The following is a 20,447-nucleotide window of genomic DNA, read 5'->3' on the forward strand; positions in this document are numbered from 1 at the left end:
CTAAGAGGTGATGACAAATGAAATTCATGAAAATGTTCATGATCTTTCTGGCTGTCTTATTCGTTTTGGCAAGCTGCAATTCGAAGACAAATGTTGAGACAGCTTCAGTCAATCAGAAGGAACAAAAAACAAAGGCCGGTATAGAGCCCTATGTGGTAAAAGGGGTCGTACGCGACCCCAAAGGCCAACCCGTGCCTAACGCTACGGTCTATGCGAATAACACCTTGCTCTACGACAGCAACGCCATGGGAGTTACTGATGAGACGGGGCACTATCGGATCGAACTGCCAAAAGTCACCACATCCTACCGGATGAGCGCAGATCTTAACAAACCGTATAACGGCAAAAAATTCACCTTTCATCTGGCATCTGACGTGGATCAGCCACTCGCCGGGAGTGCTGGCGGCGTACGGGATTTTACATGGACGAAGTTCGACGGTCAAATATATGTCTATCCTTATCTGACATCCGATGATTCACTGCCTGATTTCCTCATGACCGATCTAGAATTGACACTAACGCCTATGGGGCCGCTGCTCGACGGCAGCACAGGGCAAACGATCATCAAACGTGCAGGCCCCGTCCAGGGAGGCGCTGGTATTGATAATGTGCCGATCGGAAAGTACAAGGCGACTGCTAGGTGGCTGCCGGAAGGACACGATCCGATTCCTATGCAAATAAGGATTAACTATACCGGTAAATATGCTGATACAGTGGAATTTGAATTCACGGAACCAAGAGGAGCATCCACTTCCAACTATCTAAGCGAGCTTGAAGTCAAGGCCATGAAGTAAACTCGAGTGCCGATTGATTTTCTATCATCTTTCCCTGTCCCATCATGATGAAATGGTCGGCGACTTTTCTAGCAAGGCTTAGGTTATGCGTGATCAAAACAAGCGCATAGCCTTCTTCGTTCTGCAGCCGCTTCAATAAGCACATCACATTGGCCTGTGTCGAAGGACATACCGATTATAACTTTTTCAGCACCGCAGTCATATGCTCGGTCGTGATCGACCAATGCGAGGCGGCCCAGTACTTCTTTTTGTTTGTGACGTAGATGATTTGCGGCGATTCGTGCTTGACGCCAAGGTCTTCCGCGATCTGGTTCGAAACCGGACGGGACTCGATTACCTTCACAAGTACATAATCGACATCGCTATTCGGGTTTTCCTGCAAATAATGATTATATTCTATCAGCGCGTTGGCACTAACAGGGCAGGTTGTGCTATGCTTCAGCACCAATTGTCCGCGTTCGGCGGAACGTTCCAACACGGATTCCCATTCTTCAAGCGTTGTGATTTCTTTCCAATTCATCTAAATCATTCTCCTCTCAATTAAGCGTGGATATGCTCCACGGCTTCAAGATATTTCTCGCAATCGAGTGCGGCCATACAGCCGCTCCCCGCCGCGGTAATCGCCTGACGGTATTTGTGATCCTGCACGTCACCGCAAGAGAATACACCAGGAATGCTCGTCTCAGATGTACCCGGTTTAACGATCAGGTAGCCGAGCTCGTCGGTTTCGAGCTGCTCAACTTGAACGGGCGCTGCGATAGGTCAACGGAGTTGACCCAGCCGGTGCGGAATTCGGTACCGAAACGCTCGGCTTGCTTTCTCATATTATCCATTAGTTCCGGTCCGCTGATGCCTTCCGGGAACCCGGGGAAATTTTCTACTTCGGTTGTCGTCGTCAGTTGCCCGCCAGGTTCCGGCCCTTCGATAACGAGCGGATTCAGATTCGCTCGCGCCAAGTAAATAGCAGCCGTCAGTCCGGCTGGCCCCGTGCCGATTACGATGGATTTGTAAGTCGTCATTGCGATTGCAGCCATAGAAAATTCCTCCAACTTTATCTAATTTGAACTTGATGACCTAACGGATTCTTGCAATTGCCTTGACTCCTGGCGCCGCCGATTCATGAATACCAAGGACAATGCAATTACCGTGAGGATAATCCCAAGCACTTGAAATCCCTCGAAGCTAAACTTATTTCCCATCACGATGCCAATCAACAAGGAAGAGAGAATGGTTCCCAAGTATCTTGATGTATTAAATAATCCGGATGCTACACCGATTATTTCTTTTGGAGAACTTTTGAACAAAGCTGCTTGCAAACCGACATTGTTTAGCCCATTGCTAATACCGAATGCAGCCAAAGCCAAACAGCTACTAATAACCGGTGATGTTTGATTCAATGTCACGAGCCACACTGACCCGAGTGTCATCAAGACTGCGGACACCAGCAATGCCGGCCTGGGTCCTGATTTATCGATCCATCGTCCTGCTATTGGAGAAGTAACGAGCGAGCATAAGCCTAAGCTTAGCATGAGAATCCCTGTTTGGAACTCGCTGACATGACGTACCAATTGCAAGTAGGACGGAAGCCCGAAAAAGAGTGAGTAAAAAAGTACGTTAACGAGCATGAATTCGACATTAACCCAAGTCATCGCAGGATATTTGGCAAATGTACGCAAAGGAATAAAGGGTGACTTCGCTTTTAACTCATGTCGTATAAAAGCCCCCAGTGAAATGAGGCCTATCAGCCCGACAATTACGTTACTTAATGAGATTTGCCCAGTTGATTTTGCTGACAGTAATCCTATGAGCAGGGCAACCAGACCCACTATGAATAACAGGATCCCTGACGCATCAATCAAATCAAACCATTTACGTAAGGACATGCCCCGTGGGGCGGATGTTGACGGTTCGTCCTTAGGAATATGCCTCCAAGATAATAGAAAGCTCACCATGACGAACGGAATATTGACGAAAAAGATAGCAGGCCAGCCCCACCAGTGAATGATGACCCCGCCAATAAAGGGGCCAATTGCTGCCGCTCCGGATAGGAATATGGACAAAACAGACAGCGCAGTCGCTTGTTTCTCCGTAATATGAATTCGCACAATGGCCATTCCAACTGCAACCATCATGCTTGTTCCGATAGATTGCACAATGCGGAACACGATGAGCCACCCAAAGTTTGGTGATAGTGGAGCTAATAATGAGGCAACGAAGGCTACAACAAGCCCGGTAAGAAATATCTTCCTGCGGCCGAATAAATCGCTGGCCTTCCCCATGACAGGTTGAGCGATAGCACTTGCAATATAGAAAGAAAAAATAATCCAGGAAACAACTGTAAAGTCAAGTTGGAACACATGTTGCAGTCTCGGAATAGCAACTGAAACCATGGAAGAATTTAATGGGTTCAGCAGTATACCAAGGCCAACGGAAATCATCAACCACCTGCTGCGAGCATTCATTTTTGGTCACCCCTCAAAGTGTATTGATGTCATCGTACTTGAAATCGTTTATTTATTCCAACGCATTTTATGTTATGATTTCATTGACTTGAGGGAATGAATGGAGATGCGAAAATGGAACTTCTACAACTGCAATATTTTCTGGCGGTGGCTCGATTGGAACATGTGACCGAAGCTGCACGAAGTCTGCACGTTACCCAATCGTCACTAAGCAAAACGATTGGGCGCTTGGAGGAGGATTTAGGGGTCCCTCTATTCGATCGAATAGGGAGGAAGCTGCGATTGAATGAGTTTGGAAGAAAATTTCTTCGCCGCGCAGAAAGGGCTTTGTTTGAATTGGAGCAGGGGAAGCAGGAGATTAGCGATTTTTCCAGCCCGGAACATGGTACCCTTAAATTGGCGGTGACCACCGCAAGTACATTGCCAAATATTCTTCGAGAGTTTCGGAAAAAGCAGCCCACTATCCAATTTCATGTGCAAATGTTGAACTTGCAGGAAATGCTTACGCTTCTTTATCGAGGAGAGGTCGAGTACTGCTTGTCCTCACCTCCTATACAAGGGGACGATATTGAATGTCAAATTGTGTTCATCGACCCAATCCTAATCGCCGTTCCAAAAGGACATCGGCTGGCAGACCGAAGCAGCGTATCCTTGACAGAGCTAAAGGATGAATGGTTTGTTGGTGTAAAAAAAGGCTACGGTGCTCGCGATTTAGTGGACTCTGTATGCAAATCAGCTGGATTTGTACCTAAATATGTGTATGAGGGAGATGAACCTGCGAGGCTAAGTGCTCTTGTGGAAGCCGAAATTGGCATAGCCTTCATACCGAGCACGGCAAGGTTTACACGGGAACGTATCACATATCTTCAAGTAGAGAATCACGAATTGGTAAGGGAGATAGCTTTATTATGGCACAGGAGTCGGTACATTTCGCGGGCTGCTCTGGAATTTCGTGAGGTCGTTGTAGACTATTTTGGGGCGTTATCCAAACAGACCACTTAATCATTCTGCACCACGAATCCTTTGGTAGATACTGAAGGATTTTTTGTTTTGCTCAATAATTTAGCAGGGGTCACTTTTATTAATATTCGATTTGCACGGAAAGTCCCAAATAAAGGGATATATTGTGCAGGCAGAGAATAGGTATTTGGAAGAAACGATAGGGAGAGTTTGGCATGGCATTTGAGACAAATGGCCTCGCTCAGCGAGAGCAACAATTTATTGTCGGTCGTGAACATGAGTTAAAGAAGTTTAAGCAATTGCTAAAAGAAAACGATTTGAGAAGAAACACTCGAATCCTACATATTTATGGAACTGGTGGGGTCGGAAAAAGTACTTTTTTAAGGCTATGTCAGGGCATTGCAGAAGAAGTCGAGGCTTGTTTCGTGATGCTGGACAGCCGTGATTTTGTGCATACGGAGGATGGCTTTTGCACGGCTTTGTTGAAGTTGTTAATGGGTAAAATGAAAAACAACAGCCACCTAGTCACCCTGTCTGATGACGTTCGCGAGAACTGTATAACCCTCGTTTCACAAATAGCGAAGGAGCGACCTCTAGTTCTGGCATTAGATACTTTTGAAGAAATGATGGATATGGAAGCATGGTTTCGTGACCGATTTGCTCCATGGCTTCCCAGTGGAACGATTGTATTGTTAGCCGGGCGTCATCCTTTGAAAGGGACTTGGATTCTATCGCCAGCATGGCGGGAATTGATTCAACAACTGCCTCTCTCGCATTTGAATAGAGAAAATAGCGGTAAGTATGCAAAATTGTGTGGTATTCAAGAAGATGATCGCATCGAATACTTATGGAAGAGGTCGAAAGGACATCCGTTGACCCTATCTATGGCTGTTGCTGCCCAATTCTATGGAGAAGACACCATCGTTTCCTCGGTCTCGGATTGGTTCGAAGATGTAGCTTCACGATGGCTCAAAGAAGTTCCAGATGATGAACTGAGAGCCGTTGTTGAAGCGGCGTCCGTACTGCGGCGGTTTAACCAGGAGCTGTTATCTTTTGTTATGGAGAAGGACATATCTATCCAAGTTTTCAATCGGCTTAAATCGCTTTCCTTTGTTCAACAATCGGTGAATGGCTGGCAGTTTCATGACCTGATAAGTGAAATTACTAGCAATCAACTCAGAGAGAGGGCACCGGGTCTATATAACCGGTATAAGGAACGCAGTGCGTATTATTATGCGGAAATCGTCATAGCTTCCTCCAGATCCAGGTCGACGGCGTGGGAAATCGGAGAATTATTTCGATACGCTGACATTAAAGTACTTAAGGCAATGACCAGAGACAGTACAAGCAGCTCGTATTACTGGGAGGCGGTAACGGAATCTACGTTGGCAGATGCGGCTGCTTATGTTGAATGGCGCGAAAACTGTGAAGAAGGAGTATCTGGCATTGAAATCGATCTGGATACCGGTGAGCAATTTCTGATTGATTACCCCGTAGAAGCACTTCGCCTCAGTACTGGAAACTTTAATATAAGCAAGCTTTTTCAACTTGCACCTGAATCTCTCAAACTGCTTCGGGATCGTGATGGGCGCGTGCATGCGCTGTCTGTTATTGTGCCAATGCATGCGGGAACATTATCTTGGCTTGAACAAGATCCGATATGTCAACCTTATTTAGCTTCATTGACGTCAGAAGAAAGAAGCCAATTAGAGGTTACCAGCGCTCGTCCGGCCGGTTGGTTTATGAGGATCATGGATTTTGTCGATTTGATGGATCCGGCTTTACGAACACAAGCTATTCATATGATTTATGCCCACATGTGTATGGGAGGTATTTTCGTCTGTTCTCCTATTACGACGGATATTACCAAAAAGATTTACCCTGCATTAGGTCTTCAGGTTGTTGAAGGGGCAGCGCATACGAACTATGACGGGAACACAATAACTAATACGTATGCAATCGATACGAGAGGGAACAAGCTCTGTGATTTTATCGACACCTTGTTTCGGAAAGCGGGGCTTGATTGGAAGCGGACTGTAAAAGCCTTCTATCCGGGAGTCAACGAAGACCGGAGAACGGTTTTGCTTAAACAGTTCACGACTCGCGAGCAGGAAGTCATCGAATGTGTAGTAACCGGATGCTCGAATGCAGAGGTTGCCAGTCGTTTGTTCATTAGTGAGGTAACTGTTAAAAAGCATCTCAAGTCGATCTATGTCAAATTGGGAATCAGCACAAGAACGCAGCTTGTCAGCAAAATGATGGCTGAATCCTAACGAGAGGGTTAATCTCTTTCATAAGCCCTGAAATGAAGCCTATTTTCTGTTATAGAAGATAGGCTTTTTTGCGTATCTGTTATCCTTTAGGATCCAAAAAGTATGCTTAAGGATAATATTGTTTTCATGCTGAAGCTGTCATAATTGGCTTTGCAATTGCCAGACCTGACCAGGGACTGCAAGAAAGGGATGAATGATGATGTCGCAAATTGTCTCAAATACGAAACCGAAACCCCAATTATCGAAAGAAACATTCGTCGGCGGCTCACTAAAAGCTTTTCGTGAGGATCCGCTTTTGTTTATGAACGAGCTCTATCGGAAACATGGCGATTATGCGCGTTTTCGATTGGGACCGCAGAAATTTTACGCGATTTTCAATCCAGATATGCTGAAAGAGGTCATGATTACCAAGGCCGACGCATTCAGTAAGGCAGGCACTTTTGACGAAATCAAGCGACTTACGGGGGAGGGGCTTGTTACAAGCGATGGGGCCCACCATGATCGGCAGCGCCGAATTATGCAGCCGAAGTTTACCCGCGGTCACATTCAGAAGTATGCGGGGCAGATGGGGCAGAGTACGCGGAGCTTAATTGCAGGATGGAACGATGGACAGCAGCGGGATTTGACGCATGATTTGTTCACCATCACGTTTGATATTATGACACGTACTTTATTTAGCTATGAAGCAGGTACTAGATTGGAGCAAATTGAGAAGGCTTTTGATTCCATCAGTCGAATCGCCACCGAAAAGATACGCACGCTGATCAGACTTCCACTGCTCATTCCTACCAAACAAAATCGCGAATATACGGCAGCGCTGTGCTCACTGGATGATATCGTGTTCGGTATTATTGCAGACCGCAGAGCCATGGGAGGGGAAGAGCGTCAGGATCTGTTGTCTGTGCTGATGGAGGCAGTCGATGAATCGGATCAAACGGGAATGACGGATCGTCAGCTTCGTGACGAGCTGTTGACTATGTTCCTTGCCGGCCATGAGACGACGGCTCACACGCTGGCTTGGGCGTTCGACTTTCTCATGAGAAGGCCGGATGTGGAGGAGAAGCTGGTCGAGGAGTGGAGCCGTGTACTTGGCGGTGAGCTTCCGACTGCGGATCATTTCAATGATCTTGTTTATACGCAAAATGTAATATGGGAAACGCTCCGTATGCGCCCCGCCGGATACTTGACTGGACGTACGGCTATTCAGGATACGAGTCTGGGGAATTTGCCGATTCGCCGTGGCGAAGCGCTGATGATCAGCCCTTATCCGCTGCATATGCATCCGGGCTATTTTGATGAGCCAGAGACGTTCCGACCGGAGCGATTTGAGAATGATTATGTCAAAACATTGCCGATTATGGCGTATTTTCCGTTCGGCGCAGGTCCGAGATCGTGTATTGGTAATCATTTTGCCATGCTGGAGATGGTCATCATCCTAGCTGCGATCGGTCAAACATTTCGCCTGCGTCCTACGCCGAACCACCTCCCAGCCGTTCCGGAGGCGTTATTGACGCTTACTCCCAAGGGCGGTATTCGGGTGACCGTTGAACGAAGGTAGAATTGCCATATTGCTATTACCGAAGAATTTCAATACGGAAAGGAAGCTAACGATGACATTTCTAAAAGTAATTCGTTTTTTGGCTGGTTGCAGTATCATCGGGGGATTCTTTCGAGCACTGATGACGCCGCTTGCTCTAGTGCTGGGAGCTGAAAGCGTGCCGGAGTTGGTCTCAGGGGTACTCGGGACATTGTTTATGGGAATGGGAATGTTCGGCTTGTATATGCTACATGTCAAAGGAATGGGCAAACTAGGCTTTGCTGCGTTCATCCTTCATTCCATTGGGAGTTTTATCTTAATGGCACTCGTTTTTTCCAACCTTGTTTTCGCCGTTTTCGACCCGCATGTCCTGGAATCTGATGCAGCACCACTTCCATTCATAATAGCTGGGACTCTGGTGATGCCGCTCATGGTGGGAAGCATGATCTTGTTCGCTGTCACTGTGCTAAAGACGAAGGTCTTTTCCAAACTACCAGCACTTTTGCTGCTACTTTCACCAGTTGTTAATTTCTTGCCTATCGTTTCCGACTTCTCACCGCTTATTTGGGGGCTGGCCTTCCTCTTGTTCGGGATTGAAGTTTGGAAAAAGACGGCTAACAAGGCGCTCACCAAACTCGATTTGGATAATGTGTCAGCTTAATTACAAATGTAGATTGATTTCACCTTCGTCGCCAAATACAAATATTTATAGAATTGGTATACTATAAATAGCCTGTTGAATTACCTCAGCAGGCTAAAAAAGACACCTGTGAAGGTGTCTTTTTTAGTTGATAAGAAAGTATAAGTTGTATACTTTAGCGTTGCAGTAAATACAACATGGGTACTCGCTGGAGACTGTTTACCTTCATGAAGCTGCTGAACGACTCTAAAATCAAATTTGAAGGAACAAGGAAAGAACCCCTACTGCTTACCCTTTCCCTGCAATTCATTCAAATATTCGTCCAAACGATCGAAGCGCTCCTCCCACATGCGGCGGTAAGATTCCAGCCAGGTGTTCATTTCTACGAAGGGTTGGGCCCGAAGCTTATAAATGCGCCGATTGGCACTGGGTTGTACTTCAACAAACCCCGCGTCGCTTAGGACGCGGAGATGTTTGGAAACTTGTGGCTGCTGGAGGCTGAGGCGCTCGGCGATTTCCCCTACGGTGAGGGGACCCTTACGCAGGAGTTCGACGATATGCAATCGGTTGGGCTCTGCTAGTGCGCTCCAGGTTGTTGTGTTCAAGCCCATGTTCATGCGCTCCTTCCTTCAACATATACCGGGCAAGGAAGTTTTAGTATAGTCGGTTTATGCCGCTAAGCGGGGTGGCTGGCTTAATGATGCAGCTCTTTGTTTCTTATGATAACACACATAAGACCCGCCGATAATAACAAATCCGATGATGAAAAACGCCAAGCCGCTGGCAGGATCGCCCACCGCGATACTTGAATACATTGCACCCACAAGATCAAATGTAAGCCCGGCATAAGCCCATTCTTTTATTCTCGGAAAGCCAGGAATCAGAATCGCTACAAGACCCAATAATTTGGCCACGCCCAGAAAGGGCAGGAGGTAAGAGGGATAGCCTAAATGAGCAAATAAGGTAACCGCATCTGATGCATAGAGGATATCCGGGATAGCACCAATGCCCATCAAGGCGATCAACAAAGCTGTAAAAATCCAATACATAACTTTCGTTTTTTTCATAAAGTTATTACTCCCTTCAAATTATAAATTTGATTTCACTTTGGTTCTTACATTGCTGACAGTTGTTCCTCTAGACGATCCATTGTTGATTTGGCGCCTTCGACGGCTCCATATTCCTTGACCGCTTTCTCTAGATCAGCGGCAGAATTGAAGCGTGCCGTCATTGTGAGCTCTGTCGTTGTATTAGTTTGCTTCGCAAAGGTGACCGTCACATGAAATGGTTCGTCCTCATCGTCCCCGCCATGGGCGTATACGAGTCGCTCGGGGCTCACGATCTCGTGATAGACAATTTTATTATCATAATCAACGCCATCTGGGCCGTGCATAACGTAACGCCATACCCCGCCCGTTCTAACATCAATTTCTTGAACCGTAGTCGTAAAGCCCTTGGGTCCCCACCATTTCGGCAAATGCTCCGGATCTGTCCAAGCCTTGAAAACCAATTCCCTCGACGCATGAAAGATACGGGTGACACGGAGTTCTTGACCTTCAATGGATGTGAGCGTCTTATTCGATTCCTGAGCGTTATTCATTTAATCATCCTCCAAATTGTGTTTGTTCTTGCTTTCTGTTTTGAATATACCATAATAGGAATATTCCTGTAAAGGAATACTTATAAATTATTTGAGAAGTTCCGCTTTCCATCTTGCATATTGTTCCGGTAAACATACCCCACAAGGTCTGTAACCTGCGGCTATAGCGATTTCTTCATTCTCGAAAAATACGCGATATTTAACATATCCCCCTTGAGCTATGGCCCGAAGTGCAGAGGGACAATCTAGGCGACCATATATTTTATTCCTTCGATAGCCTCCCAAATTTCCCGGAGATCCGCTTGGATAAGGGCGGCGATCAGCCCCTAATAAGGTGTAGGAAGATTGACTTTCGTTTTTCTTAATGCCATTTGCACCCATGTAATGACAACTCACCACCCAATTGTAGTTGTAACATAGAACGATAGTTTAGCAATTTCGTTATCTTGCTGTCTCATTCGAGAATGCGTACAAAAGCTGATTTTCGGGGTTATACTGTACGCAGAGGTAGAAATTAAATGTAACGATACGCGCAAAGGGGGAGGCTTACAGCATGCCTGAGAATCTATCGCAAAGATTAGCTGATCTGGATTGGAATTACATCCAGCAGTCGCTGGACGAGCACGGTTATGCCAAACTACCTGGCTTGTTAAACCATACGGAGTGTAAGGGAATTATTAGCACTTATGAGGAAGAAGGTCGCTTTCGAGCAACCATTGACATGGCCCGTTACCGCTTCGGGATCGGAGAGTACAAATATTACAATGCTCCTCTACCACTTTTGCTTCAACAGCTGCGCGAAGGATTGTATCCGGAACTTGCCATAACAGCTAATCGCTGGCTAGAACAATTGGGTCATAAGGCTTCTTTTTCGGCAACATTGGCGGAATTCCTCGATCAATGCCATCAAGAGGGGCAGAATCGGCCAACCCCATTGATCCTGAAATATGAGGCCGGGGGATACAATTGTCTGCATCAAGATTTGTATGGGAAAGTATTCTTTCCTTTTCAGGTCGTATTCACTCTTAATCAAAGAGAAGTAGATTTCACAGGCGGGGAGTTACTATTGGTGGAGCAGCATCCGAGGGCGCAAAGTAGAGGTCATGTCATCACATTGAAACAAGGCGAAGGTCTGATTTTTCCAACCAATCATCGTCCTGTTTTGGGAACGCGCGGCTATTATAAAACGACTCTTCGACACGGTGTAAGCACTATTACAACGGGTACCAGATACAGTTTGGGTATTATTTTTCACGATGCGAAGTAATTAGCACAGAACGCTAAAGTGAACGTAGAGACTCTACATTCCGCAGAGAACAACTCAGCCCCAAAAGGACCTCCCCCTATTGGAGGAAGTCCTCATTGATTCGTGTAACCATCTTCAAGATAGATCCCCCTCAAGGTCTATGACCCTATTGGGACAGTCCCCTTTTGAATTTTATTATTGAACGACTAGAGTAGCCGCTTGTAAATTTACTGGTAAATAATCATTAGGATCTGTTGCGCTGCTAGTGATCGTTTCGACATACCAGGTGTAATCCCCAACAATAGTGGGTGCCATCCAGTTAGTGAATGTAAAAGTCACACTCTGATTCCCGCTAAGTCCAGCATTATTTAAATACAGATAATTACCGGAAAAAGATAAGTTGCCGCTCAGTATAGTTCCATCGCTTTTTATAGCCGTGACGTTAGCTGCAGTAGGGTCCGGCCATTTCGGAGGGGCCATAACTTTAACTTTGGTAATAGGATAAGTAGATGGAGCGCGCAGCGTTACTTTGACTGTTTGTGCAGTTGCTACTGGAACCGTAATTTTATCGATGGATGCTGTACCTCTGCCATAAGAGCCGCGAATACGCAAGAATTCCGCATAATATTTGTCCGCCGTTGCTTTGTCATGAATAATCATTAAATTTTCACTGTTCGTGTCGTTGGCATTCGCACTTGCATTAAAAGAACCTGTAGCGACAACACCAGTCGTATAACCTTTATCAGCAATTAGCACCTTATCATGCAGCTTGCCGCCGTATGGGTTGTCAGCAATACTTACCGGAATATCTGCATCAGCTAGATAAGCTAATTCCCCGTAAGGCCCGTTAGAACCATATTGGCTCAAATCGAAAATACCCTCAACATTAACTCCACGAGTTTTAGCATTAATGATCGCCGTTCTTAGGTTATCATCTGTAAAGGAAAAATAATCGAAGTATAAGTTGTATTTGGCATTGTTCACAACATCAATGAGCGGTTGAATCGGATTATCTTCCGGTGCAAAATAAACTTCAACTGGAAAGCTTCCGGTTGATGTGTTAATCGTTACTTTTTGCTGAGCGGGCGTAGATGGGGATGCAGTTTTGGTGAATTGACCATACACATACATCTCTTCAAAATCCGTTTTATACACATTCGCAAGGCTAGAGGAATTCCAAAGAATCGTGTTATTAAAATTGTTGGCATTACAAGTATCGGTGACATTCGTACTGCCCATCCAGACCTTTTGCCCATCAATGATGGCATATTTATTATGCATTAGCGCGCTGCGGTTATCGCCTTTTACACTAATACCTGCATTTATCAGCTGTTGAGTAAATGTGTTTGTGATGTAATCGGAATCTGTGACGATACGAATATTTACACCTCGGTTTTTGGCACGAATGACAGCATCCACAAATGGTTGGTAGCGAATTTCATAAAATGCACCGTCAAAGCTAGTTGTTGCACCATCAATAACCGGAATAAAAGCGTCAACAAGATTGGTACCTGTCCCAGGACCGAAAGAAACGGTCTCAGTGTCGTAGGTAACAGCTAGAACCACAGTCTGATTTAATGGCAGCATGATTCCGAGGGTAAGGAGTACTGCTTGCAAAGGAATTAGCATTTTTTTAAATGGTTTTATAATAAACAAGAAATTCACCTTCTTCTATATTGTTGTCTTCCTGTGAGAAAGACTCATTTTATAGAATAGGATGAATTTGTTATGGGAGTAGCGGAATAATATTAAAAAAATATATAGAGATGGAAATATTGAGAAACTATGAAAAATAGATAGGGGCGTGTATATCAAATTAATGCTGTGATTTATCAAAAAATGAGAAAAAAATATAGCCTGTTGAACTTTATCAACAGGCTAATCTATCATGACAATGCTGGAGGCTTATTAAGAAGGAGTATAAGATAAACTGGCGCTAAATGAGAGTTGGGTAATATCAGCTGCTGAGGGATCTGTCGAAGCAAGCGTCCTTACACGAATACCAATACGATCACCAGCAGCAACTACTAATGACCCCCCAACATTTATATTCGTTGCGGTTCGGAAACCGGATGGGTTACCAGGTGTAATGACCGTATTTGGAAATCCGAATCTAACCGAACTAGTCAGCGGAGTGGTTACGTAAGGTGATGAACTATGATCAATCCCATTATTAGGAACTGAAGGTGCTCGGAATACAGTAAAATCATACTGAAGACCGAGAGTATTTATAGAAACCACAGAAGCAACCAATAAATCTACACTTATTTGTAAATTTTGAACGGTACCTGCAAAGGGAATTGGGAAAGCAAAACCACCTGCTTCGGGTGGCATAGTTGATTCTCCAGTACCGTCAATAACTTCAACCGTGTGATTACCAAAACCCATTAAAATTGGAGCTGCTGATACTACTGTAGCACCACTTATGATAATACCCGTTGAAAATGGAATTAATCCTCCCCCTGGTGGTCCTGCCGGACCAGTGGCTCCAATTGGTCCAGGCAGACCTTGGGGTCCTGTTGCTCCTGTTGGTCCTGTTGGTCCTGTTGGTCCTGCCAGTCCGGCTGCGCCAATTGCTCCTGCAATTCCTGCAAGTCCAGCGGGTCCAAGTGCTCCTGCAAGTCCAGCGGGTCCAGCTTCGCCAATTGCTCCTACAAGTCCTGTTAGACCAGTGGGTCCAAGTGCTCCTGCAAGTCCAGTGGGTCCAACTGCTGCTATTGCTCCTCCAAGCTCTTGAAGCAATTGCGTTCCTACTAGTCCTGGAGGTCCTTGTGGCCCTCGCGGTCCTTCTGGTCCTGGAGGTCCAGGTGGACAATTACATCTTCCCATAGTCTCATCTCCCTATTATCGAAGTACTGTATCATATTAAAAGCTTAAGAAGATAAGCACAGCAGATACCTATCAACTGAAAAATAGGCAAATAGAGTAGTAATAAATTCGCTAATTTCTATTCTCCTATGTGATTGTCCCATACCATTTTGTCTATGCTCGCATTAAATAGTAAAAGTGATCGAAGGCATGGGAGTGATGAGATTGGAGAGTCGCCCTTTAATAGGTATTCTGGTAACGAAAAGAAGTAGTAGAAAAAGAATTTTGGAGCTTTACAGACGTTATCACAGTCTAAACCTGAAGCTTTACGCCTTTACTCCAGCAGATATTCTTTGGAAGGAACAACGTATTATTGGACTTAACCTGAAAAAGGGTATATGGAAACAAAGCTCGTTTCCTTTTCTTCATGTCGTTTATTACCGGTGTTTTAACAAAAAATTAGTAACCATTCAACGCCTAGAGAAGGCGATTGGTAGAAACAAATGTTTCAACAATATCAATTTTTTTAATAAATGGGATCTCTATAACCTATTAAAACAGTCCATTCTTAAACCCTATGTACCAGACACATTTTATATAATGAAGTGAATATATCAGAACTATTAGAGAAATATAAACTAGTATACATTAAGCCTTCTTACGGATCTGAGGGAAGTCTGTGTATTATAAACGAAAAGCCCTCTTATGAACATCTACAAGAGGGCTTTTCGGTATAGTTTGCTGGATAGTTATTGGTTTTTAGCAAGTTCTTTTCTGTTTGGTGCAATTGGAGGTTGCTCCAACCATTTATTTTTGATCATGAGATCAAACCAATTTTTTGCCACAGTTAGATCCTTGAGAATGATTCGTTCATAATCAAGAATTAGATCAGACCTCATGGAACCCGCTAGTCCTAATCCATGATAGGATTGAGAAGTCAGAAACAAAAAACCAGTGTGAAACATGATAAGTTTATCTGAAAACGGTGAATCTGTAGATTCCGTTATTTCCGTTTCCCATGACATCGGAACAGGTAAATTATCATCCTTTAGTTTTTTGCTTAGCAATTGAATGTGATCATTTGACGTTTGAACGGCATCTGTTAGAAATTTCCTTATTTCTTTGGAACCGGCAATTTGACTAAATGCAATGCCAAGTGTTTTTGCCATAATACTTTTCTTTAAGTTAAGCGAAATATTACCTATTTCTAAGGCTGAAAGAGGACGTTTATCTCCCCAAAAACCATCGAGATATTTTTTGCTATCAATAAACTCTGGGGTTGTACGCGGGAAAAAATAAGGATCTCTTTGGAAGTGTCCCTTTTCGAGTAATAAATCAACAGTGCGTTGGTACATATTTTTTCCATCTGTCAAACAGGAATCAAAAAAATCTCTTAAATCTTTTCTAACTGATGTAGTAAACGAATAGATGTGACCGTTTAAACCATGTATGGTCATGAGATACAAATAATCCAAACAGAAAATATCTGAAAATAACCTTCCAATATGGGGATTGCTATCTGCTTCTGTAAACCCTATAGGTAATGGAAATCCATCATTAAGCATAAAGGTAGAGACCTGCTGCATTTGATTCTCAGATATTTTTATTGCATCGTCAAAAACCTCTCTAATGGAAGTATCTTCTATAATGGAAAGCATATATTTATTTACTTGATTTACCATAGATTCGTTTACATATTGCCCCCATAAGGCTCCGATTTCCGTCGATGTTAGTTTTAATTGAGTTTTGTTCATATCTCCGTCACCTCTAAAAGTTAGATTGTCCCAATTAGAAAAGATTTATCATGTTAATTTCGAAAAAGAAGTTCGCCGTAGTGGGATAAAAAGGCTATCTAGGGTCATGAACAGTTAGGTTAACAATAATGAAGTTTTCACAGAAATCGAAAAAGGAAAAAGACCTTAACATCGGGTGTGTGCCGACGTTAAAGTCTTATTCGCGGTTTGCCATAATCTGAATGAAACCTAAGTAAATCACCTGTTCTAACCCGGATTCACTTTAGATTCAACAGACACTTCTGAATCGACTGCTCTGTAATTACCAGCAGCAAAAAGGTCAATTATGTCGAGCGGTAAGTGATCTGTCACAAGTTGGCTATAGTGCGCATCCTGTATGATGCCGTCGTCGTCGATCAAGAATTCGGCCGGGATGCGATAGAAGTTGGATCCTTCCTCCCGAATCAAAGCAAAACCTTCAGCCGCCGCCTCAGCTACGAAATTTTGTGTATTCGTATCAGCCATCGTTGCTTGCACCTTCTCCTCGGACACTTCGACGCCGTATTGGTCATAAAGATCGGCTTGAGGATCAGCAATTAACGGGAATGGCGCTTCCTGCAGGTTGACAATCTGGGACATGTTAGTTTCCGGAGACTCGAACACCGCTACTATCTCCAGTCCTTGCAGGCTCCATTGGTTGTAGCGCCGGATGAGATGCCGCACCCGCAAGTTGCACATCGCACAGGCGGCGTTGCGAAAGAACGCGAGCAGCACCTTGCGGCCACGAAGGTCGGACAACTGGAGAGGAACTCCGTCGACACCTGTAAACGTGAAATCAGGGGCGACATCCCCCTTAGATAATGGAATTCTCATTGTGATAAGCCTCCTAGCCATGTAATGGGTAAACCTCAGTCTGGCCCGACTGACTTTACTTTACCATGAGATGCTCTTGCCTTCTGTGACCTGGTCACCAACGAGCTCCATCAATGCTCCCCGCTGCCGAACCGATACCCAACCTCGCCCCATAGAGATCCAACTCTTCTTTTGCATTCGGCTTAAAACACGGCTGACAACTTCACGAGCGGACCCTAGCTCGACAGCTAATTGCTGATGTGTAATCTGGACGGTCGGCTGCTGCTCCAACGTCAGCCTCAACAACGTTCCGGCGAGCCGTGAGTCCAGCGGCTGCGCCATTTTACTTGAAAGAATGCTGCCCATACGGATCAATCCATCCAAAATGTTACCAAATACTGCATTCCGAATAGGCGCATACACCAGAATCCATCGTATAAACGAGTTCTTCGCGACGAATAGGGCCGTCACCTCGGTCTCCGCCGTAATGGTGCCGGGGTATTCGCGCTCGCTTAAACCGCTTAGCACCATAATGGCGCAAATATCACCGGCCGACAGCCGGTTGGAAAGCGTTTCATGGCCCTCTTCGGTCACATTTGAGATCTGTACTGTTCCTGCAATGAGGAACAAAGCATACTCAGCGGCATCCTCTTTACGAAATAAGGTCGATTTAACAGAAAATGTTCTAAGTTGAGGTTTCGCGGCTGCCCACTCATCAGCTGGGATAGCTTGGAAACAAGGGAAAATGTTAGACAGGGTTTGCTGCTCAGGGAAGACCTTTGACATGAGGGATTCTCCGATCGGATAGATTGATATCTTTATTTTACAGGGTCGAAGCGTACTGTGACTAGTTACTCAAAGGAAGTCAGATCCAGCTTCATGGATGGGGTGAGCGGCGTGAAGTAAGAATTTTTCCTATGAATTAGGATAATGAAGATCGGCTACTTTAAATTTGCCCCTATCAGGGGCTTTTTCACTTTAAGTCGCTCGCCCATGTTCCTCTCCGTGTTCATTTTGTTCCATCCAGTTTTATACAGGAAAACAGTTGTTTTGCCAACGCATATTTGTCCAAACCTTTCCTATGAATCTATCATAGAATATATCATTCCAAAAGAAAGGGTGATAGATTTGGCAAACACAGACGTAAGGCTCCAACTTTTCTCTGGCAATAATTTTACAAATCGGCGGATTGTTCTTAGACGTGGAGGTGTAGCAGTTCGAGATTTGGGGGCATTTCGTTTTGATAACGTTCTTTCCAGTTTCCGTCTAAGAAATGTTTCAACTACAGATTCTGTGACACTAGTTTTGTTTTCACGAATTAACTTCCAGGGATCCATTCGCATATTTCGTGGACGCCAAAACGTGTCGAATTTAGGTAATTTCAATAATCTAACTTCTTCTCTAATTTTAGTAGGACGCAACCTTACAAATTCCCAAATTCAACAGATCCAAAGTACCGGTAGACCTCCTCGTGATATTTTAGTTATCAGACAATAACAGATAGGTGAAAAGGGCACAGGCATGTGCCTTTTTTTCATTTTGATACCTTCAGTTAAATTCTTCATACAAACTATCATCGTTACACGACACGTTGCAGTAAGGTCTGTTACCCAAAACGGTTGCAATAAGGCGCTTGCCGAAATGGATTTATCCTTGTGAGGGCAGGGGCACAACTGACGAGGCTGCCGGCAGATTGAATCCGGCAGCCTTCGCAATGTTAACGGACAGGAGATAGCTAATCATCCATGGAAGACCTTGGCTAAATAGGAAAATCTCATAAATCAAAGCTGGAGGAACTCAGCTCGATACTGTTCAAAATCGGATACTCGGCAATCCAACTTAAGCCGGGTACCATTCGGCTCATAGTTCGTTGAATGAACATGGGCATGTTCATTGAAGTAGGCCACTAATCGGCCTTGTTCATAAGGAATCACGATTTCACATTGCATGTAATTTTGGAAAATGCGTTCGCGAATCAATTGAGTGAGCTCCTCGATTCCTCGCCTCTGCTGGGCAGAGAGGTAGACGAAATTATCTTTTAACAGAGGGTAAGTATGCTCAGTTAAGTCGGATTTGTTATAAGCAAAAATCATCGGAACTCGATCCGCTCCTAGTTCCTTCAACGTTTCATTGGTAACGTCAATGTGCTGTTCGTATTCCGGGTTGGCAATGTCTACGACGTGAATCAGCAGATCGGCTTCTGCGACTTCTTCCAACGTAGATCGAAAAGCTTTAACTAAATGGTGGGGAAGCTGGCTTACGAATCCTACAGTGTCAGTTAATAAGAATGATTTACGGTCAGGCAAGTTGACGCTTCGGACGGATGTCTCCAATGTGGCGAACAACATGTCTTTGACAAAGACCTGCTTATGCGCCTGCGGATTGTACAACTCGATCATGGCGTTCATTAAGCTTGATTTGCCCGCGTTGGTATAGCCGACCAGACAAATAACAGGGACCTCGTTCTTGCGGCGCTGTTTTCGTTGAGTTTGACGACGGGCTACAAGTTTCTCCAGTTCGGATTGCAATGCGGTGATTCGGTCTTCGATTTTACGGCGGTCGAGTTCAAGTTTAGTCTCACCAGATCCCCGGTTTTTAAGGCCAGCGCCACCTCCTTGACGACCTAACGATTCACGAAGTCCTACGAGTCTTGGAAGCATGTATTGAAGTCGAGCAACCTCAACTTGGAGCTGGGCTTCCTTAGTCTGAGCACGTTCAGCAAAAATGTCTAAAATAAGGATCGTCCTGTCAATGACTTTGCATGCAAGAGAGGATTCCAGGTTTCGAATCTGAGAAGGAGACAGCTCATCGTTACAAATGACGACAGATGCGTTCCGCTCAGTAATTAGCTGCGATAATTCTTGAATTTTACCGGTTCCGATGTAATGGGAGGGAATCACACGGGTGACTTTCTGGTTTAGCTGACCAACCACCTCAATGTGGCATGCTGCGGCCAGATTCTTTAGTTCTTCCATGGAGTATGCAAAATTAGGGTGGTTCAAAATATGGACACCGACGATAATCGCTTTCTCTTTCCGTTGTTCCATCGTTCATCATCCTTTCAAATTAAGGAGTAAAAAAGAAACAACACAAGCAAGGTGCTTGTGTTGTCTGTAGTTGAGGACAATGACTATCGTATCGGACGAAAGAAAACAATCCACGGTCTGGTCGATAAGGAGTTCACCTTACTTCAAGCCGCGTTGTTTGATCACCGATAGAATATCAATTCAGGGTTATAAATGGACAAACTTATCCTGAGTCCTCTGTACACAGACAGAATCTTAAGCGCTATTCAATTAGCCGCGTAAAGATCTAACTCGGATAAAATCTACCACACGTAACCCCTCCGTTTCCTTAAAGTACTTTAAGAGTATCACAATGAAGAGCTTCCTTGCCTCTCTAAGAATAATTATAATCATTTTTTACCTAGTTGAAGTGACGCATAGCAGGGGGGAACCGCTAAATACAGATTTTTATTGAAACTGTTGACATTAGGTTACGGATTGACCATTAACTCTTTACTACTCTTACTTCTAAAAGTA

At 44.6% G+C, this 20,447-nt stretch carries 18 protein-coding genes and 1 pseudogene; 6 read left to right on the forward strand and 13 right to left on the reverse strand.

All coding sequences use genetic code 11. The features are described 5' to 3' along the window. Positions 1 to 17: 17 nt before the first annotated feature. Positions 18 to 794 carry a carboxypeptidase regulatory-like domain-containing protein gene (locus NYR53_RS05425; protein ID WP_261304250.1) on the forward strand — a complete coding sequence of 259 codons (777 nt, stop codon included), beginning with the start codon at positions 18 to 20 and terminating at the stop codon, positions 792 to 794. 175 nt (positions 795 to 969) lie between these two features. Here the strand turns inward: NYR53_RS05425 and ytxJ are convergent, their stop codons facing one another. The 3 genes and pseudogenes from ytxJ to NYR53_RS05440 form a co-directional block, all read right to left on the reverse strand. Next, entirely contained in the window at positions 970 to 1,314 is a 345-nt protein-coding gene (ytxJ, locus tag NYR53_RS05430) for a bacillithiol system redox-active protein YtxJ (RefSeq protein ID WP_261304251.1), read from the reverse strand. A gap of 20 nt (positions 1,315 to 1,334) precedes the next feature. Next, positions 1,335 to 1,813, reverse strand: a pseudogene (locus NYR53_RS05435) (NAD(P)/FAD-dependent oxidoreductase). 36 nt (positions 1,814 to 1,849) lie between these two features. After that, positions 1,850 to 3,256, reverse strand: coding sequence for an MFS transporter (locus tag NYR53_RS05440; protein WP_261304252.1), 1,407 nt, complete (start codon positions 3,254 to 3,256; stop codon positions 1,850 to 1,852). Between the two features lie 114 nt (positions 3,257 to 3,370). Between NYR53_RS05440 and NYR53_RS05445 the strand changes: the two genes are divergently transcribed. The 4 genes from NYR53_RS05445 to NYR53_RS05460 all read left to right on the forward strand — a co-directional run bounded on the left by NYR53_RS05445 (position 3,371) and on the right by NYR53_RS05460 (position 8,687). Next, a complete protein-coding gene (locus NYR53_RS05445) occupies positions 3,371 to 4,258 on the forward strand; it encodes a LysR family transcriptional regulator (protein WP_261304253.1) in 888 nt (295 codons plus the stop codon). 173 nt (positions 4,259 to 4,431) lie between these two features. Further along, the gene (locus NYR53_RS05450; RefSeq protein WP_261304254.1) at positions 4,432 to 6,489 is read left to right on the forward strand and encodes a LuxR family transcriptional regulator; all 2,058 of its coding nucleotides are present in this window, start codon (positions 4,432 to 4,434) and stop codon (positions 6,487 to 6,489) included. A gap of 193 nt (positions 6,490 to 6,682) precedes the next feature. Further along, a complete protein-coding gene (locus NYR53_RS05455; protein WP_261304255.1) occupies positions 6,683 to 8,047 on the forward strand; it encodes a cytochrome P450 in 1,365 nt (454 codons plus the stop codon). Between the two features lie 52 nt (positions 8,048 to 8,099). Beyond that, complete coding sequence (locus NYR53_RS05460) at positions 8,100 to 8,687, forward strand: hypothetical protein (RefSeq protein WP_261304256.1); 588 nt, start codon at positions 8,100 to 8,102, stop codon at positions 8,685 to 8,687. Positions 8,688 to 8,947: 260 nt separating this feature from the next. On the opposite strand, the gene NYR53_RS05465 is transcribed toward NYR53_RS05460, so the two are convergent. The 4 genes from NYR53_RS05465 to NYR53_RS05480 form a co-directional block, all read right to left on the reverse strand. Next, a complete protein-coding gene (locus tag NYR53_RS05465; protein WP_261304257.1) occupies positions 8,948 to 9,277 on the reverse strand; it encodes an ArsR/SmtB family transcription factor in 330 nt (109 codons plus the stop codon). 57 nt (positions 9,278 to 9,334) lie between these two features. Beyond that, positions 9,335 to 9,733, reverse strand: coding sequence for a DoxX family protein (locus NYR53_RS05470; RefSeq protein ID WP_261304258.1), 399 nt, complete (start codon positions 9,731 to 9,733; stop codon positions 9,335 to 9,337). 47 nt (positions 9,734 to 9,780) lie between these two features. Further along, the gene (locus tag NYR53_RS05475; RefSeq protein WP_261304259.1) at positions 9,781 to 10,266 is read right to left on the reverse strand and encodes an SRPBCC family protein; all 486 of its coding nucleotides are present in this window, start codon (positions 10,264 to 10,266) and stop codon (positions 9,781 to 9,783) included. An 87-nt stretch (positions 10,267 to 10,353) separates the two neighbouring features. Continuing rightward, a complete protein-coding gene (locus NYR53_RS05480; RefSeq protein WP_261304260.1) occupies positions 10,354 to 10,647 on the reverse strand; it encodes an Ada metal-binding domain-containing protein in 294 nt (97 codons plus the stop codon). A gap of 172 nt (positions 10,648 to 10,819) precedes the next feature. Between NYR53_RS05480 and NYR53_RS05485 the strand changes: the two genes are divergently transcribed. Then, complete coding sequence (locus NYR53_RS05485) at positions 10,820 to 11,533, forward strand: 2OG-Fe(II) oxygenase (protein ID WP_261304261.1); 714 nt, start codon at positions 10,820 to 10,822, stop codon at positions 11,531 to 11,533. A 174-nt stretch (positions 11,534 to 11,707) separates the two neighbouring features. On the opposite strand, the gene NYR53_RS05490 is transcribed toward NYR53_RS05485, so the two are convergent. The 6 genes from NYR53_RS05490 to hflX form a co-directional block, all read right to left on the reverse strand. Next, positions 11,708 to 13,141 (reverse strand): phospholipase D-like domain-containing protein, encoded by a 1,434-nt coding sequence (locus NYR53_RS05490; RefSeq protein ID WP_261304262.1) that lies wholly within the window; start codon positions 13,139 to 13,141, stop codon positions 11,708 to 11,710. 279 nt (positions 13,142 to 13,420) lie between these two features. After that, the gene (locus NYR53_RS05495) at positions 13,421 to 14,341 is read right to left on the reverse strand and encodes a collagen-like protein (protein WP_261304263.1); all 921 of its coding nucleotides are present in this window, start codon (positions 14,339 to 14,341) and stop codon (positions 13,421 to 13,423) included. Positions 14,342 to 15,069: 728 nt separating this feature from the next. Beyond that, entirely contained in the window at positions 15,070 to 16,074 is a 1,005-nt protein-coding gene (locus NYR53_RS05500; RefSeq protein WP_261304264.1) for a DUF3231 family protein, read from the reverse strand. 246 nt (positions 16,075 to 16,320) lie between these two features. Continuing rightward, positions 16,321 to 16,947, reverse strand: coding sequence for a peroxiredoxin family protein (locus NYR53_RS05505; RefSeq protein ID WP_261304265.1), 627 nt, complete (start codon positions 16,945 to 16,947; stop codon positions 16,321 to 16,323). Between the two features lie 39 nt (positions 16,948 to 16,986). Next, positions 16,987 to 17,691, reverse strand: a complete 705-nt coding sequence (locus NYR53_RS05510; RefSeq protein ID WP_261304266.1) for a Crp/Fnr family transcriptional regulator — start codon at positions 17,689 to 17,691, stop codon at positions 16,987 to 16,989. 995 nt (positions 17,692 to 18,686) lie between these two features. Continuing rightward, complete coding sequence (gene hflX, locus NYR53_RS05515; protein WP_261304267.1) at positions 18,687 to 19,952, reverse strand: GTPase HflX; 1,266 nt, start codon at positions 19,950 to 19,952, stop codon at positions 18,687 to 18,689. Positions 19,953 to 20,447 lie beyond the last annotated feature (495 nt).

The sequence above is a fragment of the Paenibacillus andongensis genome (assembly GCF_025369935.1).
Taxonomy (GTDB): Bacteria; Bacillota; Bacilli; order Paenibacillales; family NBRC-103111; genus Paenibacillus_E; species Paenibacillus_E andongensis.

Excerpts from the sequence above, each read along its gene's own strand:
- NYR53_RS05425 (WP_261304250.1), top strand. The coding sequence starts at position 18 with ATGAAATTCATGAAAATGTTCATGATCTTTCTGGCTGTCTTATTCGTT.
- ytxJ (WP_261304251.1), bottom strand. The coding sequence starts at position 1,314 with ATGAATTGGAAAGAAATCACAACGCTTGAAGAATGGGAATCCGTGTTG.
- NYR53_RS05440 (WP_261304252.1), bottom strand. The coding sequence starts at position 3,256 with ATGAATGCTCGCAGCAGGTGGTTGATGATTTCCGTTGGCCTTGGTATA.
- NYR53_RS05445 (WP_261304253.1), top strand. The coding sequence starts at position 3,371 with ATGGAACTTCTACAACTGCAATATTTTCTGGCGGTGGCTCGATTGGAA.
- NYR53_RS05450 (WP_261304254.1), top strand. The coding sequence starts at position 4,432 with ATGGCATTTGAGACAAATGGCCTCGCTCAGCGAGAGCAACAATTTATT.
- NYR53_RS05455 (WP_261304255.1), top strand. The coding sequence starts at position 6,683 with ATGATGATGTCGCAAATTGTCTCAAATACGAAACCGAAACCCCAATTA.
- NYR53_RS05460 (WP_261304256.1), top strand. The coding sequence starts at position 8,100 with ATGACATTTCTAAAAGTAATTCGTTTTTTGGCTGGTTGCAGTATCATC.
- NYR53_RS05465 (WP_261304257.1), bottom strand. The coding sequence starts at position 9,277 with ATGGGCTTGAACACAACAACCTGGAGCGCACTAGCAGAGCCCAACCGA.
- NYR53_RS05470 (WP_261304258.1), bottom strand. The coding sequence starts at position 9,733 with ATGAAAAAAACGAAAGTTATGTATTGGATTTTTACAGCTTTGTTGATC.
- NYR53_RS05475 (WP_261304259.1), bottom strand. The coding sequence starts at position 10,266 with ATGAATAACGCTCAGGAATCGAATAAGACGCTCACATCCATTGAAGGT.
- NYR53_RS05480 (WP_261304260.1), bottom strand. The coding sequence starts at position 10,647 with ATGGGTGCAAATGGCATTAAGAAAAACGAAAGTCAATCTTCCTACACC.
- NYR53_RS05485 (WP_261304261.1), top strand. The coding sequence starts at position 10,820 with ATGCCTGAGAATCTATCGCAAAGATTAGCTGATCTGGATTGGAATTAC.
- NYR53_RS05490 (WP_261304262.1), bottom strand. The coding sequence starts at position 13,141 with ATGCTAATTCCTTTGCAAGCAGTACTCCTTACCCTCGGAATCATGCTG.
- NYR53_RS05495 (WP_261304263.1), bottom strand. The coding sequence starts at position 14,341 with ATGGGAAGATGTAATTGTCCACCTGGACCTCCAGGACCAGAAGGACCG.
- NYR53_RS05500 (WP_261304264.1), bottom strand. The coding sequence starts at position 16,074 with ATGAACAAAACTCAATTAAAACTAACATCGACGGAAATCGGAGCCTTA.
- NYR53_RS05505 (WP_261304265.1), bottom strand. The coding sequence starts at position 16,947 with ATGGCTAGGAGGCTTATCACAATGAGAATTCCATTATCTAAGGGGGAT.
- NYR53_RS05510 (WP_261304266.1), bottom strand. The coding sequence starts at position 17,691 with ATGTCAAAGGTCTTCCCTGAGCAGCAAACCCTGTCTAACATTTTCCCT.
- hflX (WP_261304267.1), bottom strand. The coding sequence starts at position 19,952 with ATGGAACAACGGAAAGAGAAAGCGATTATCGTCGGTGTCCATATTTTG.